Source organism: Flammeovirga agarivorans, from assembly GCF_012641475.1.
Taxonomy (GTDB): domain Bacteria; phylum Bacteroidota; class Bacteroidia; order Cytophagales; family Flammeovirgaceae; genus Flammeovirga; species Flammeovirga agarivorans.
Map to the genome: position 1 here is coordinate 782,830 of NZ_JABAIL010000002.1, position 15,222 is coordinate 798,051.

At 33.8% G+C, this 15,222-nt stretch carries 11 protein-coding genes; 7 read left to right on the plus strand and 4 right to left on the minus strand.

Going from position 1 to position 15,222, the window contains the following annotated elements:
* The first annotated feature begins 23 nt into the window (after positions 1 to 23).
* Both HGP29_RS07935 and HGP29_RS07940 read left to right on the plus strand, forming a co-directional pair.
* A complete protein-coding gene (locus HGP29_RS07935; protein WP_168881832.1) occupies positions 24 to 1,127 on the plus strand; it encodes an AMP-binding protein in 1,104 nt (367 codons plus the stop codon).
* The gene (locus tag HGP29_RS07940; protein WP_168881833.1) at positions 1,111 to 2,073 is read left to right on the plus strand and encodes a glycosyltransferase family 2 protein; all 963 of its coding nucleotides are present in this window, start codon (positions 1,111 to 1,113) and stop codon (positions 2,071 to 2,073) included. Before HGP29_RS07935 ends, HGP29_RS07940 begins: the two co-directional genes overlap by 17 nt.
* Here the strand turns inward: HGP29_RS07940 and HGP29_RS07945 are convergent.
* Positions 2,066 to 4,996: a ligand-binding sensor domain-containing protein gene (locus HGP29_RS07945; protein WP_168881834.1), complete on the minus strand. Its 2,931-nt coding sequence runs from the start codon at positions 4,994 to 4,996 to the stop codon at positions 2,066 to 2,068. The genes HGP29_RS07940 and HGP29_RS07945 overlap by 8 nt on opposite strands.
* Before the next feature lie 120 nt (positions 4,997 to 5,116).
* A complete protein-coding gene (locus HGP29_RS07950) occupies positions 5,117 to 7,525 on the minus strand; it encodes an ATP-binding protein (protein WP_168881835.1) in 2,409 nt (802 codons plus the stop codon).
* 362 nt (positions 7,526 to 7,887) lie between these two features.
* Here HGP29_RS07950 and HGP29_RS07955 point away from each other — a divergent pair, with 362 nt between their 5' ends.
* The 3 genes from HGP29_RS07955 (at position 7,888) to HGP29_RS07965 (ending at position 11,474) form a co-directional block, all read left to right on the plus strand.
* On the plus strand, positions 7,888 to 9,885 hold the full coding sequence (locus tag HGP29_RS07955; protein WP_168881836.1) for an alpha-amylase family glycosyl hydrolase: 1,998 nt from the start codon (positions 7,888 to 7,890) through the stop codon (positions 9,883 to 9,885).
* 167 nt (positions 9,886 to 10,052) lie between these two features.
* Positions 10,053 to 10,676, plus strand: a complete 624-nt coding sequence (locus tag HGP29_RS07960; RefSeq protein WP_168881837.1) for a hypothetical protein — start codon at positions 10,053 to 10,055, stop codon at positions 10,674 to 10,676.
* Positions 10,677 to 10,766: 90 nt separating this feature from the next.
* Positions 10,767 to 11,474, plus strand: coding sequence for a DUF2490 domain-containing protein (locus tag HGP29_RS07965; protein ID WP_168881838.1), 708 nt, complete (start codon positions 10,767 to 10,769; stop codon positions 11,472 to 11,474).
* Here HGP29_RS07965 and HGP29_RS07970 read toward each other — a convergent pair.
* Both HGP29_RS07970 and HGP29_RS07975 read right to left on the minus strand, forming a co-directional pair.
* The gene (locus tag HGP29_RS07970; protein WP_168881839.1) at positions 11,455 to 12,570 is read right to left on the minus strand and encodes a DegT/DnrJ/EryC1/StrS family aminotransferase; all 1,116 of its coding nucleotides are present in this window, start codon (positions 12,568 to 12,570) and stop codon (positions 11,455 to 11,457) included. The genes HGP29_RS07965 and HGP29_RS07970 overlap by 20 nt on opposite strands.
* Positions 12,571 to 12,599: 29 nt before the next feature.
* Positions 12,600 to 12,989 (minus strand): arsenate reductase family protein, encoded by a 390-nt coding sequence (locus HGP29_RS07975; protein WP_168881840.1) that lies wholly within the window; start codon positions 12,987 to 12,989, stop codon positions 12,600 to 12,602.
* A gap of 224 nt (positions 12,990 to 13,213) precedes the next feature.
* Here HGP29_RS07975 and HGP29_RS07980 point away from each other — a divergent pair, with 224 nt between their 5' ends.
* Both HGP29_RS07980 and HGP29_RS07985 read left to right on the plus strand, forming a co-directional pair.
* The gene (locus HGP29_RS07980) at positions 13,214 to 14,113 is read left to right on the plus strand and encodes a LysR family transcriptional regulator (protein ID WP_168881841.1); all 900 of its coding nucleotides are present in this window, start codon (positions 13,214 to 13,216) and stop codon (positions 14,111 to 14,113) included.
* Positions 14,114 to 14,194: 81 nt separating this feature from the next.
* Positions 14,195 to 15,148, plus strand: coding sequence for a YeiH family protein (locus tag HGP29_RS07985; protein ID WP_168881842.1), 954 nt, complete (start codon positions 14,195 to 14,197; stop codon positions 15,146 to 15,148).
* Positions 15,149 to 15,222 lie beyond the last annotated feature (74 nt).

Sequence of the window (15,222 nt, forward strand, 5' to 3'; positions counted from 1 at the left end):
GAAAACAAATTTTAGTAGATAACATGCTTTTACACATACTCAATAAAGAATTCACTATCAATGATTTAAAAAATGGAAACTTCTCACTTGAAGGGGATGAATTCATTGATAATGTTCTCATTTTTTGCTTTGAGTGGCTCAATGGTAAAGAAGCATTCAGCATGCAATCTTCTGGGTCTACCGGTACTCCTAAGACTATTACAGTTAAACGCCAACAGATGTATGAAAGTGCCAAAGCAACTGGTGCTATACTAAAACTTCAGAGAAACGATACGGCTCTAATCTGTATGAATACTGATTATATTGCAGGTAAAATGATGTTGGTCCGTATGTTAGAATTAAAATTAGATACTTGGATCGTACCTCCTACTTCAACTCCTTTTAAAGAACATCAATTTCCTGTTGATTTTGATTTTACAGCGATGGCTCCTATTCAAGTACAACTTAGCTTAGAAGATGTGGGCTCCAAAGATCGTTTTCTAAATACTAAGAAGTTGATTATTGGTGGTGCTCCAATGGCAGAAAGTCAAGAAGATGAAATCATACTTCAGATGGTAAATACTAAAGTATATATGACATATGGTATGACAGAAACGGTTTCTCATATTGCACTGAGAGAAGTTTCAGCTACTTCTGACCAACTGTATCATACCTTAAATAATGTTCTAATTGGCGTTGATCATCGTAATTGTTTAAATATTACAGCACCAATGACTGACAATAAGAAAATTCAAACCAATGATATTGTCAAGATTATTTCTTCAACATCATTTCAATGGATTGGTAGAGCTGATAATATCATCAACAGTGGAGGTGTAAAAGTTCAGGCAGAAAAAGTAGAAAAAGCTACTTTACACCACCTTTTTGATCTAGGATATCATAATATCAACCTATTTGTTGGAGGTGTTCCGAATGATCTACTTGGGGAAGAAGTCACTCTATTTATTGAAGGAGTTTCTTTATCTGCAGAAGATGAACATCAGTTATTACTGAAATTAAAGAATGAGTTAGGTCGATATGAATTACCAAAGAAAGTGGTATCAGTAGGTAGTTTTGTTAAAACCAATACCCTAAAAATTCAGCGTAAACAAACCATCAAACAATACTTAGATGCAACCGATGCTTAGTGTTATTACTGCAGTATACAATTCTGAAAGGTTTTTACATCAATACTTTTATAGTTTGCTCAACCAAACCTATAAAGACTTCGAATTGATTATTGTGGATGATGCTTCATCAGATAATAGCTGGAATATTATTAAAGAGTTTGCTCAAAAAGACGAAAGAATAAGAGCATATCAAAAAGAACATTCTGGTAATATTGCTACTAAAAGTTATGCCCAATCTAAAGTAAACACATCTTATTTCACCTCGATTGATAGTGACGATTTTATCTCTGAAGATGCTTTAGCATTGGGGATGAATGATATACTCACTAAGAATTTAGACTGCTCTTTATATCAACTTACTTACCATTACCCAACAGGTGATATTGATCTTGTAACAAATACATCAACTCCCATATTTGGAAACCTAGAAGCATTATCTCTTAGCTTAGATAATTGGAAACTTTCAAGTTTTGGAATCTATAAAACTGAGCTTTTAAAAAGGATAAAAAATCAGATTGTTGGAATACATGCTGACGAGTTTGAAGCGAGGCTATTACTGTATTATTCCAATAGAATTGGTATCAATAAAGGGACATATTTTTACAGACAACATCCTTCATCAATAACTAGTATCATTAACGGAAATATCACAGATTTATTAACGTTACAAATAGAACTTGACCGATTTATCAAAGAAGTAGAATTACCAGAACGTATCAAAAGTATCAATGATAAAAGTAGTTTGATGATTGCTTATGGTACTCAACATAAACTTGAAAAAAATAGAAAGAAGTTTTCTATTGAAGAGTATCAAACGATCTGTCAAATGAGTGAAGTTTGTCTTTCTTCCATCAACTTTAAAAAACTTATTCAATACATCACTTTAACTCAAAAAGAAAAAGTGTTCCTTACGTTTAGACTTGTTCCTAAGATGATCTTAAAGCTGCTTTTCAGAATTATTTAAAAGCAAGAATATAATCCTGCAAATTCTCTTCTGCACTTAACGCCAACTTCTTTTTCAATCGGTATCTTGAGGTCTTAATACTGTCTTGAGAGATTCCTAAAAGATTCGCACATTCAATTAAACTTAAGTTTAATCGGATCAAAGCACAATGTCTTAAGTCATGAGCAGTTAACGACGGATGCTTTTCTTTAAGATGTTGATTAAAGTTCTGATGTACTCCCTCAAAATAGTGTTGAAATTCTTCCCAATCTTTATCTGTTTTATCGCTCTTTTCTATAGTTCTGTAAAGGTGCTTCATAGGACTTGCCACATCTGGGTATTGCCCTTCTATATCTTTCAGTTGCTTTTTTAAAGTATGCATGAAGTTATTTTTCTCCACAATATTAAGCGTTACCACAGTTAGATGTTTGTTCTTTTGCTCCAACATTTCCTGTAGTTTCTCTTCTCTCAATTGTGCATTTTTTAAATCAGCTTCAGCAATTGATTTTTCAGCTTCAATGATCTTCTGTTTCTTTTGATAGATCTCTTGTTGCTGCTCCATTATCTTAGTTTTCTGAGAAGTAATTTCCTTTGCTCTAATCTCTACAAGATGTTCTAGCCTTTTACCCTTTTCAATTAGGTTCTTATTGTGTTGTCTAAAAATAAAAAAGATCAGTACTGCCAATAATAAGACTAGAATAACATAAAATGCAGGTGCTTTATAAAAAGGTGTTTTTACCTCAAATTTCATGGTTGAAATATCGCTGGATTGATATCCTTTTAAAGTAGCTCTAACTTCTAGCGTATAGCTTCCATTCATCAAGTTCAGAAAACTCAATTGATCTACTTTATCTAAATTCACCCACACTGTATCTGAAGAAAGCATTCGGTATTGATAAGAGATATTTGATGTGGGAAACTTTTGAGTATTAAACTTTAATTCCACATCACTCTGATATGGTATTTTTTCAGTAAAATCACTCACTAACGTTTCAGAACCATCAGCATTCAATATAACCATTGATATTTCAGGTGCTTTCGTCTTTTTATCTAGGTCCCTACTTTCTGTGGCTACCACTAACCCTTTTTCAGTAGCTATCCATAACCTACCATCTGAGTCCTTTGATAATCCTTGGATTTTTATTGCATTCGAAGGTAAACCATTGGTCTTATCAAATAATTGAGCTTCATCATTTTTCACTCGATACAACCCTTTAAATGATGCCAACCAAAGTGCTCCATCATCCGTCATTTCTATTGCTTTAAATGATGTATTTGCATCAAGCCCAACAGGTAAAAGCTCGCTGAGTAAAATTTTTTCTTGTGTAGATTTTGAAGAAAAATAAAAGCAACCATCTGATGTTGCCAAATAAATAACATCCTTCTTAATCAACAAGTCCCAAACGACAATATTCTCCTCCACTTCCCTTGGGAAAACTACATTGACCTTTTCAAATTTCTGGTTGGTATAATTGTATTTCTGTAACAAGCAGTGTCTTTTATCTCCCCCTAAATAGAAAGTACCATTATTAATTCCTTTAATTACTTGGACTCCATTAAGTGCGTCACCTTGGATATGTTGAGCATTATCATTTTGATCAACCTTAAAAACACCATTCTGATACTCCCCTGAACACCACAAGTGATTTTCTTCATCAATAAAGAAAGAAACTACTGCTCCTTTCATCTTAATGCCTTCTACTTTTGTAAATGAGTTTTGATTATAGGATGTAGAGTACAACTGTCCTTCATAAGTTCCTATGTAGACCTTTCCGTTGTATTCAATGAAGCTTCGTACCCTTTCTTTAAAATGATAGACGAACGTTTGTTTCCATCGATTTTCTAACCACTCCAACTGACGAAGACTATCACCCTCAGAAATTATCACATTCCCTTTTCGGGTCTCTTTTGCCGCCTCAATCAATACATGATTAGATACTAAGTCAACCCATTGGAAAGGTACTTTCTTTAACAATCCGATACTTTCTGTACCACCAATCCACCAACCAAGTTCTTTTTGATAATCCAATGAAAGAATATCTTTCACTCCTTGTAAATCGATAGGATGTTGGATGCGTGTTGAGTTAGAAAAATCAATGAAATAAGCTCCATCAGACCAAGTACCAATAATCATTTGATGATCTCCAATCTTCTTTCCAGATGACACTCCTTCAATGGTAGTTACCTGAGTCCAATTAACGATATTTCCTTGTCTATCTACTTCCATTTCAAAGACTCCTTCTTCACCTCCTACCCAAAAGGTTTTAAAACTCACTTTTTCAACCCATGAAATATTAGATAGTTTTTGAGGAAGAGACACTTTGGTAAAAATATCTTTTTGATTGTCGTACTTGAAAATACCAACGTTATAACTAAAAACCCATGGATTATTGAAGCCATCAATCTCAAAGAGTACCGTTCTTACATAATGTGGTGATTGCGATTTAAAATGAAGTGTATATCGCTTGATAGGCTGTCCCAATTGATAATAGACAATCGAAGAATCCTCACCTATCCAAAAGGTAGAATCATTTTGAACATAAATACTTTTGGGATAATGTATTTTCGTTTGGTCACTTCTATTTGTAGATCCATCAATAAATGATTCAATAGAATACTCATCATAATTTGAAGAAAGAATACCAATACCTAAATCATGAACGATAAGCACTCTTCCATCCTTTAGGTGAGTAAATGATTTGATATAATGACTGGGAAGAGTATGGTTAATAAGGTCTACTTTTTTACCATCGAACCTTAAAATTCCATTATCTGTTGCTCCCCAAATAATACCGTCTGAAGTATGTGTAATCGATTTTAATTGCCCCGAAATCAATCCTGCATCAACAGGATAGTAGATAAAATCCAAGGACTGTGAATAAGTAAAGGAAATACTTAAAGCAAAGAGAAAAATATTTATTATTTGTTGTAAAAATCGATTCATGAAATGTTCTTACTTTAAACTTATTCACATACTCACAATAATATCTCACAGAAAAGAAAAAATGTTGATAACTTTTTGATTTCCATTCATCGTTTTCAAAAAGTTATCAACATTCTAAGATTAAGCGTCAGTATTTGAAATACCTTTTATAGGTAGCTTAATTGTAAATGTTGTTCCTTTACCTATTGCTGAGTCTACTTTTATGTCTCCATGATGGTCTTGAATAATACCAAATGAGATTGACATCCCAAGGCCAGTACCTAATCCGACAGGTTTAGTGGTAAAGAAAGGGTCAAATATTTTACTTACCGTTTCTTTATCCATTCCTTTACCGTCATCTTGAATTTGTACATATACAAACTCATCATCATTCCAAGTTTTGATGTAAAGGTTACCCTCATCGGTAATGGCTTGTTCTGCGTTATTTAGGATATTCATAAACACTTGGTTTACCTTACTTTCATTGCAAGAAACCAATGGAATATTACCATAATCTTTATGAACTTCGACTCTATTTTTCAGTTTGTTATTTAGTAGAGTCAATGAGGTATCGATACCTTCTTCAAGGTTTGCTTCTTTGAATAAAGCTGAATCCATTCTTGCAAATGTTTTCAGATCCATGACAATTTGAGTCGTTCTTTTCGCACCTTCTTCAATGCCATTAAGCAAGTCTTTAATCTCATCAATGACAAAAGAAACTTCGAACTCGTCTTCTATCCCTTGAACTACTTCAGATTCCACATGTTTCTTCAACAAATTGAAAGCAATGGTCAAGTCTTCAATATCATCTTTTAACGGAAGTACGTTGTTTGCCACAAAATTAATTGGATTATTAATTTCATGAGCAATACCCGCTGTTAATTGACCAATTGAAGCAAGCTTCTCTGAACTTACCAATTGATCCTGCATTTCTTTTAATTGCAATAGTGTTTTCTCCGTCTGTTTTAACGAGTCTTGCAATGCCACATTTTTCGTCTGGATTTCTTCGTTTTGTACCCTGATTTCATCATGGGCAATTCTTAACTTATCAGACTGTGTTCTTAGGGCATCATTTTGTCTTTCGATGTGCTTGGTACGTTTCTCAACCAATAACTCTAAGTGATTTTTATGCACTTCTAACTGCTTTTGTGCATCTTTCAACTCTGTTACATCTACTAAGAAACTTGTTACACCAATAATGTTCCCTTGGGTATTTCTAAAAGGGTTAAAGAACTGTTCGAAATAATACCCTTTAAATTTATCTACAACTACAAGGTCTTCTCCTTTAATACATCGATCGAAATACTCCCCTTGTAAAATGTGTTTATTGTTTTCCTTGATCTCATTATAAATGTCCAAAAGGTAATCTCCTTTTTCCAAGCGTTTACCTGTTAGCATCTCTGTAATTTTCATAAACTTATTGTTACAGCTCAACAATCGTTTATCTCGATCAAGAGTATACATCATAATATGGTCCGAGTTATCAAGAATATTACGTAATAGTTCGTTTGTTTTCTTGTACTCTTCTGCTACAATTTTTCTTTGTTTTAGCTCATTCTTCCATTTACTCACCATAAATGTCAGTGAAGAAGTAATGACAATCCATAATAAGAAAACTAAAGCCATTGTAAAGTTTCTGGATTGTATAGAGCTTTTCAATACAGATTTAAGCGGAACTCTTGTGGTAATTACCCATGGTTCTGTCATTCCTTGTATTTTAATAGGGAACAACATTTCATAATAGCTTTCTTCTGTTTCTGCATTTTCAACGATCCTAGATACTTTCTGATCATTTCTTAAGGATGCGAACAAATACGCTGGTATACCGTCATTTTTTCCGATATCATCAGGATTAACGGAACCAACAATCTGACCATTGGGTGCCGCAATACACACATAACGATGATCAATATGATCACTTTCATGGATGAAGTTTTGGAAAAATGATAATCGAATAGCCGTTCCTACTGCCCCAATAAAAGTTTCGTTTTCATTGAAAAAAGGTAAAACAACATGGACAGCGAAGGCATTTTTCTCTGTACTTTTCTTGATGTGTTTGGGTAAGGTAACAAAAGACTCTTTTGAAGCTAGAATCCTCTTTTTTAGGAAGAAATTATCCCAATCCAACTCTCCTTGATGGATTTCATGATGAATCTTACCATCCAATTTTTCGGTTTCTTGATCATAGAAAATTGGATTGTACACTAATTGGTTACTATCTGAACTGTCCATTAAGACCATCCATAAGTACTCAATGTTAGAATAATGAACCACAGTATTGTTAAGCAAACCAGTCATTACATTATCAGTTTCCTGTTTATTGGCACCGATAAGTCGCATGGTATTACCTATCAATCGCATTTCGGAAAGAAGGGTTTGTAGTCTGGATTCAATCGTCTCACCATATCTAACAGCTCTTTCTTTTGTAACTTCAAAAGCAAGCTTCTTAGATTGACTTCCACCGTTTTCGTATACTTTGTAACCTATGATCAGAAAACTAAATGTGGTAAGAGCGATAACCCCCCATATAGATCTCGACTGTGAATTCAATTGTTCTTCAATTATTGATAGTTATTCTGATGTAAAATCTATTTTCACATTCAAACTCACAAAGTTATCAATCATTTAAGGTAATCTCTAGATATTTAGGACCTTTTTAATAAAGTTTAAATAAAAAGTTTCACATAAGTAGTTCTACCTTCACTAATGCTAGGAAAGTAGACCAAAAAACGGCTATTAAATATCTTTTACATAAATTTTATAATAAAAAGCTGTATCGAAACGGGTTGCAATCAAATGTTAACAAAAACTATGATTTTTATCTTCAGCTTATCAATAAAAAGATTGTAAATTAGACTACAACGTAATTAAAATTACTAAGATTTACCTTCAATTCTTTTGAACAAGTAAGTATGAAAAAAGAATCTAAATTGCTCAAAATTCTTGAGTACTTAGAGGCAAATGAGGCAAAAGAAACTAGAGAATACTATGTGCCTTCACTTTGGCTCGGACAAGAACAGGGGCCTTCTCATCCTGTTAAAACCAACCCAATGACGTTCTTTAAGAACGCAATCAAAGAAATTACAGCACCAACTGATAAAAATGTCAACTATAATCATTCTTTGTCGAAGCTTAGAAATGATGTACATGGCAATGGTGGAGATTGGACATATTTCTCAAGTTTCTACAATTTATTCCCTCGTCTAACGGCTGCATATGATCATGATAATGATGGTCATGTTGGGTCTGGACATAGAATGGACATTACCAGTAGCGATAATGGCTTCCGTGAAACCGGTACGCTTTTAAAATGTATCGCTATGCTAAAATATATCAGAGATTTAGGTTGTAATACAGTTTATATGTTACCTATCACTAGTATTGGTGAAGATGGTAACCGTGGCGACCTAGGTTCTCCTTATGCAATTAAAGACCAGTATCAAATCGACCCGAATTTGGCAGATCCACTAGTTCCTTTTACTGTTGAAGAACAGTTCGAGGCATTTGTTGAAGCTGCCCATATGATGGGAATGAGAGTAATTATGGAATTTGTATTGCGTACTTCTTCTCTTGGTGGAGACTGGGTAACTTCTAACCCTGAGTGGTTCTACTGGATCGATAGAAAAAGAGCTCATGAATACCATTCTCCAGAGTTCCCTGCTCATGAGTTAGCAGAAATCAAAAAAATTCCTGATGGTGGAGGCTTCCACTTCGCACCAAGTCAAGAATACCGTTCACTATTCAAAAAACCACCTACACCTGAACAAATTAAGGTAGAGGATGGAAAATTCGTTGCTTATACAGACGAAGGTGAATTAATTATTCCTGGTGCTTTTGCGGACTGGCCGCCAGATGATATTCAGCCAGCTTGGTCGGATGTTACGTACCTTAGAATGTACAACTTCCCTTACGACCATACTCCAAATGATTATAATTACATCGCTTATGATACGATTAGATATTATAATCCGGAGTTGGCACAACCACCACATATCAATAGACCACTTTGGGATAAGATTAATGGTGTTATTCCTCATTACCAAAAATTTGGTATCGACGGTGTAATGATTGATATGGGACATGCACTTCCTCAACAATTGATGGAAGAAATCATCAACAAGGCACGTAATAACGATCCTGATTTTGCTTTCTGTGAAGAAAACTTTGATGTTACTCAACAAAGTAGAGACAAAGGTTTCAATGCAGTATTAGGTCATGAATGGAGAGTAACAGCTAGAGAGAAAAGAGATGGTCTTCAAAGAATTGTACAAGATTCTAATGAATACCTTGCTTTACCATATTATGGTACTCCTGAAACTCACAATACGCCAAGAGCAATGATGAGAGGTGGAGAACCTCACTGTAAAGTTTCCTATGTATTGAATAAGTTCTTACCGAACTCAATTCCATTTATACATCAAGGTTTTGAATTGTTAGAAGAATGGCCTGTAAATACTGGTCTTAATTTCTTACAATCTGAAACTGATTATTATAGCCAACAAAGGTTACCATTATTCTTCAAGTCTGGACTTCGTTGGAATAATGATCACAACTTAATTGGGTATATCAAGTACATTAATAACATCTATAATCACTTTGGATGGATGTTAAATAATGAACATTTGAGAGGTAATGATAGCTCAATGACTATTCATTATCCAGATACAGAATACGAAAGTGTTATCGCTTTTGAACGTTTCGACCCTTGGCATCCTGATCATTCTATATTGGTTATCGCTAATACAGACTGGAACAATTCTCAAGACTTCTACCTAAATATTCCAGGTACTAATAATGGTACTTATTGGGACTTTTTAGGTCAAAAAGAATACAGTTTTGTAGATAATTGGATGTCTGCAACATTAGAAGCAGGTCAATGTTTAATCATTGAAATCAAGAAAATTATCTGAGATTAATTCCTCAGTATAAATAGTAAGCCCTTTTCTCTAAAATTGAGAAAAGGGCTTTATTTTTTACTTTACACTCTTTAATGATCATTGAACTTTGTTAGGTTAAAATAATATTTAGTTTAAAATCAAACTTTTAAGTTTGTTCTATTAATAACCGAGCAATTGATATGAATAAGATTATACTATCAGTAGTGGCAATTCTCACAACATTGTCCTATCACTTACAAGCACAAACTGAAGAAAATCATACTAAATCTGAAGAACACCATCAAGTAACAGAGCATCATTTTGCATCACATGAAAATGAGCATGAAGGACATAAAAAACATAAAGTGTCTTTCTATATGGGATATACAATGGTACCCCAAGCTGTTCCTTCACATGACCTTCTTTTAGTACCTACTTTTGGTATCGACTACACTTATAAACTTTCCAAAAAGTTTTCAATTGGGGTAGTCAACGATATTGAAATCGCACAATATATGGTCGAAATTCCTGCTGAAGGCGGTAGCCATGGTGAACATGGAGGAGCAACTGAAGAGCTAGAACGTGAATTTGCTTATGTTGGTGCTGTAATACTTTACTATTCACCTTTAGAAGGCTGGAATATCGGTATTGGCCCAGGTGTCGAACTAGAAAAAAATAAGAATTTCTTTGTGGGTAAAGTCATTATTGAGAAAGAATTTGAACTTCCTGGACATTGGGCATTATCTCCTTCATTCCAATATGATATTAAAGGAAATGTGTATGATGCATGGAGTTTAGGTGTTTCTTTTGGCAAATGCTTCTAATCAAAGCACTTAATTGTTAAACCTTTCTGATTATAAAGAAGAGTACAATATATTTGTAGTTAAATAAATTAACATTTAACTATCAATATTTTGAAATTTATCAAGATTGTACTTCTGACTTTTTTGTTTGTGTGGCAGCATCAGTTAGTACATGCTCAATCTCAGGGAGATCCTCGTTTGTGGTTACACTATTTCAACAAAGCTAAGTTTAATGACAAATGGAGCCTATCAACTGACGGTGCCTACTTACACATGTTTGATCTAACAGCCAACAGGCTGCAGGTTCGTTCTGGTTTAACGTACAAGATCAATAACAACTTTTCTGTTCGTGCTGGTCTAGGTTATTTCTATGTTTTTGATCCAGAAGGTGAGAACATTTCTGAAATCCGACCAATGCAAGATTTTATTGGTAAACATAATCTTACTAAAGATAAATCCTTCTTTGTAAAATATAGATTCAGACTGGAACAACAGATCATGGATATATTTTATGAAGGCCAAAATGAAAAAGATTACCTCAATAGACTTAGATACTCTATCATTTTCCGTAAAAAGTTTGCAGAAAAATGGATGGCAGGTATTGGTACTGAACTCTTCTTTGTTCTAAGAGATAAGTCAAATGATCCCTTTACTAACAAAAACCGTTTTATCATGTTGATCAACCGTCAGGTTAGTGAAAAAGTATCTTTGGAGGCTCAATATATTCGAGAAGATAGTTTTAAACATCAACAAGGGTCTGTAAGATATTCAAATATCTTACGATTGGCAGTAAGACACTCTATTGATTTTGAGAAATAAAAAACTCCTTGATTTTCAAACAAATATATTCAATCTGAATATTCGATAAACTTATATACATCGGAAGACTTAACGTTTTCTGGGCGATTTTCTCTGAAATGGGGAAATCGCCTTTTTTGTACCCTAAATCTTTTGCAGCTTCTTGTAAATGAATAGGTATGGGGTAATGTATTTGGGTAGCTACTCCATTTTCCTTCAAATAGTTTTGTAAGCGATCTCGTTCATCACACAGGATTGTAAAGAGATGGTATACTGCATAGCTATTAGAGGTTGGTTTTAAAATTTCAATTTGCTCTATATCTTCTAAATACTTTAGATATAATTGTGCAAGACTATTTCTTTCTTTGTTCCATTCGGTGATGTACTTCAACTTCACACTTAAAAAAGCAGCTTGCAATTCATCTAATCTCGAATTCACTCCTAAAAGTTCATGTCTATATTTCTCTGAAGAACCATAGTTTCGAATTTTAAGGCAACGCTCGTATAAATCTTTATTGTTTGTAGTAATTGCTCCCCCATCTCCTATTGCACCTAAGTTTTTGCCTGGATAGAAGCTTGTAGCATTAATATCTCCAATACCGCCTGTGGGATGATGGTTCCATTTTGCTCCATGAGCTTGGGCGTTATCTTCTAATAGATAAATATCGTTTTGCTGTGCTATCTCACTCAAAGTAGACATATCTACTGGATACCCATACAAATGTACCGGCAGAATCACTTTCGTTTTTGATGTGATCGCCTCTTTTGTCTTTTCTAAATCCATTAACCCCGAAAAAGGATCTACATCTACTAGGATTGGCTTCGCTTTTATTTCTAAGATCGCTTGTAATGTAGCATAAAAAGTTGAAGCAGGAATAATTACCTCATCTTCTTCTTTTACTTCCAATGCCATTAATGAAATCTTTATCGCATCGTTGCCATTCCCTACGCCAACACAATATTTTGTATTAGAAAACGAAGCATATAAATGCTCAAAAGCTTTGACTTTCTCCCCAAGTATATAATGCATAGAATCATATACCGAAGTGAATTCAGCCAAAGCTTCTGTTCTAATTTTTTGATGAATGTGATGTAACGATAGAAATGGTATCTCCATAGAAAAATTATTTTCTCATAGATACAATTTTAGACGTAGATTTCCTCATAAATATCAAAAATATGCTTCATTGAAGGATTTACATATACCTCATCCTGATGAATCACGATTGGCGTTTGAATCAATGAAGGAAATTTTACAAACGTCTTTTTCAAGATGAAATCGTTCATCTCGCTAAAATCTTCACAAAAACATCTGTACCATGGCGAGGTCTTATTGATCAATAGACTAGAAGTACCCGGTTCCATTCTAGTTAATATACTATTGAGCAATTGAGGTGTTACAGAAGTAATATTAATAGGGACTTCTGTAAGTTTTGACGTCTGGTCTTTTACATGTTGCAATAAGGCAACTTCAGAGGTTTTAGTGCTATCATAAATAAAGATAGTTTTGTTCGGGCTAGTGAATGATAGTGACATAGAAATAATCTGTTGGACTGTGAATTATGTGGTGTTATTTACTTTTATTTAAAATTAATGATTAATCAAATTGTTTTCAGGCATTTTGGTCATCTACAAAAATTGATATAAGTCACTAAAGTTAAAATGAATAGAAAATATACTGGGCTACAAAAAACAAATAAAGAAAGTGTTTATTATCTTCATCAATACAAAATACACATTTTTTAAATCATAATCAATTTATGAAATCACATTTCAGACTACATGTTTTTTACGAAGTGGTACAAAGACAAAGTTTTACAAAAGCTGCAGAGTCATTGCATATCTCTCAACCTGCTGTAACAAAACATGTAAGAGCATTGGAAGAAGAATACGGTATTCCTTTATTAGAAAGAAAAGGGATGATTATTCATCTCACTGCTGCTGGAGAAGTGCTGAAAACTTATTGTGAGAAAATCTTTAGCCTTGAAAGACAATTGAAATTTGATGTTGATGCGATAAAAGATAACCAAGGAGGTACAATCCGAATTGGAGCAAGTACAACTATTGCTCAATATATCATCCCCGATGTGATCGCCAACTTCCAACAAAAGATCAAGGACGTTAATATTGAAATAAAAAGTGGAAATACAGAAGCTATTGAAAAATGGCTGTTAGAAGATATTATTGATATAGGAATGATTGAAGGAGATCCTCATAGAGGTGGATTAAAATACATTCCTTTTCTAAATGATGAATTGGTATTAGTAGCCTCAACAAAATTTGATGATGCAAAGGATAATAATATCACTATTCCTCAATTCCTCAAAAAGCCTCTTGTGATGAGAGAACAGGGGTCTGGTACAAGAAAGATTATCGAGAATGAATTAGAGAAACGAGGGATTAATGAAGATGACCTAAATATCATTATGTATTTAGATACCACAGAAAGTATAAAAAGGTATATCGCAGCCTCTCCTAATTATGCTATTCTGTCTATCTATTCCATCTTGGATGAGCTCAACAGAGATAAACTTCAGATCATCGATATCGATCACCTAGAAATCAATAGAGATTTACATTTTGTAATAAAGGAAGGGGGATCAATAGGCCTAGGGCAACGTTTTATGGATTACGCCATGCTTCATTATAACAAAAAGTAATAACTGATTCAGTTTAGGAATTCATTTTCATATACAAAGTGTGGACATTTGTAATGTTCAAAAAGTATAACAATTAAGAAAATGAAAAAGACCTTAACGACATTTCAATCAAATCCTACAATAGCAAAAATTATTTACTTCCTTTTAGCTTTATCTACTTTAACTCCTTGGGTATCTACAGCAACTGCCTTATTCTCAGGAATATTTTTCGCTTTGTTGTTTAAAATCCCTAACCCAACATTAAATAAAAAAATTAGTTCAAGTTTATTAAAATGGTCAGTTGTTTTCCTTGGCTTTGGCTTAAATGCAGTCGATGCTTTAGAAACAGGTTCTGAAGGCTCATTAATCACTTTTTCAAGTATTGTCTTTACGTTATTATTTGGAGCATTTTTAGGTAAAAAATTAGGTTTAGATAAGACCATCTATCGATTAATTGCATCAGGTACTGCGATTTGTGGAGGTAGTGCTATTGCAGCTATGGCACCTGCATTAAGAGCTAATGAAAGACAGATTTCAGTCGCTATGGCTACTGTTTTTGTGCTAAATGCTGTTGCATTGGTTACTTTCCCTGTAGTTGGTAAATACTTACATCTAACACAAGAGCAGTTCGGTTGGTGGGCTGCTTTAGCAATCCATGATACAAGTGCTGTTGTGGGAGCAGGACAGGCGTATGGTGAAGAAGCACTAAGAATTGCAACAACAGTCAAGTTAACAAGAGCATTATGGATTGTTCCCGTTTCATTAATTGCTTCACTTACTCAATCAGGTAAAATTAGTTTAAAGACAATGCCTACTTTTATTATTGGTTTTGTGATTGCCATGTTATTGAATACTTACGTTCCTTTCTTCCAACAGTATTCTCATGTCTTCAATTTTATTGCTCACAAAGGATTATCATTAGCATTATTCACTGTAGGCTGTACTTTAGATGTTGAAAGTGTAAAACATGTAGGTACTAAACCTATGTACCAAGGGATTTCATTATGGGTAATTATTTCAAGTATTTCACTAATTGCTGTGATGAATATCTTCTAGTTTTCGATAAAAATTTGTAAATTATATAACCTCTTATATCTGATTATAAGGGGTTAATTTTTTATCTCATTATT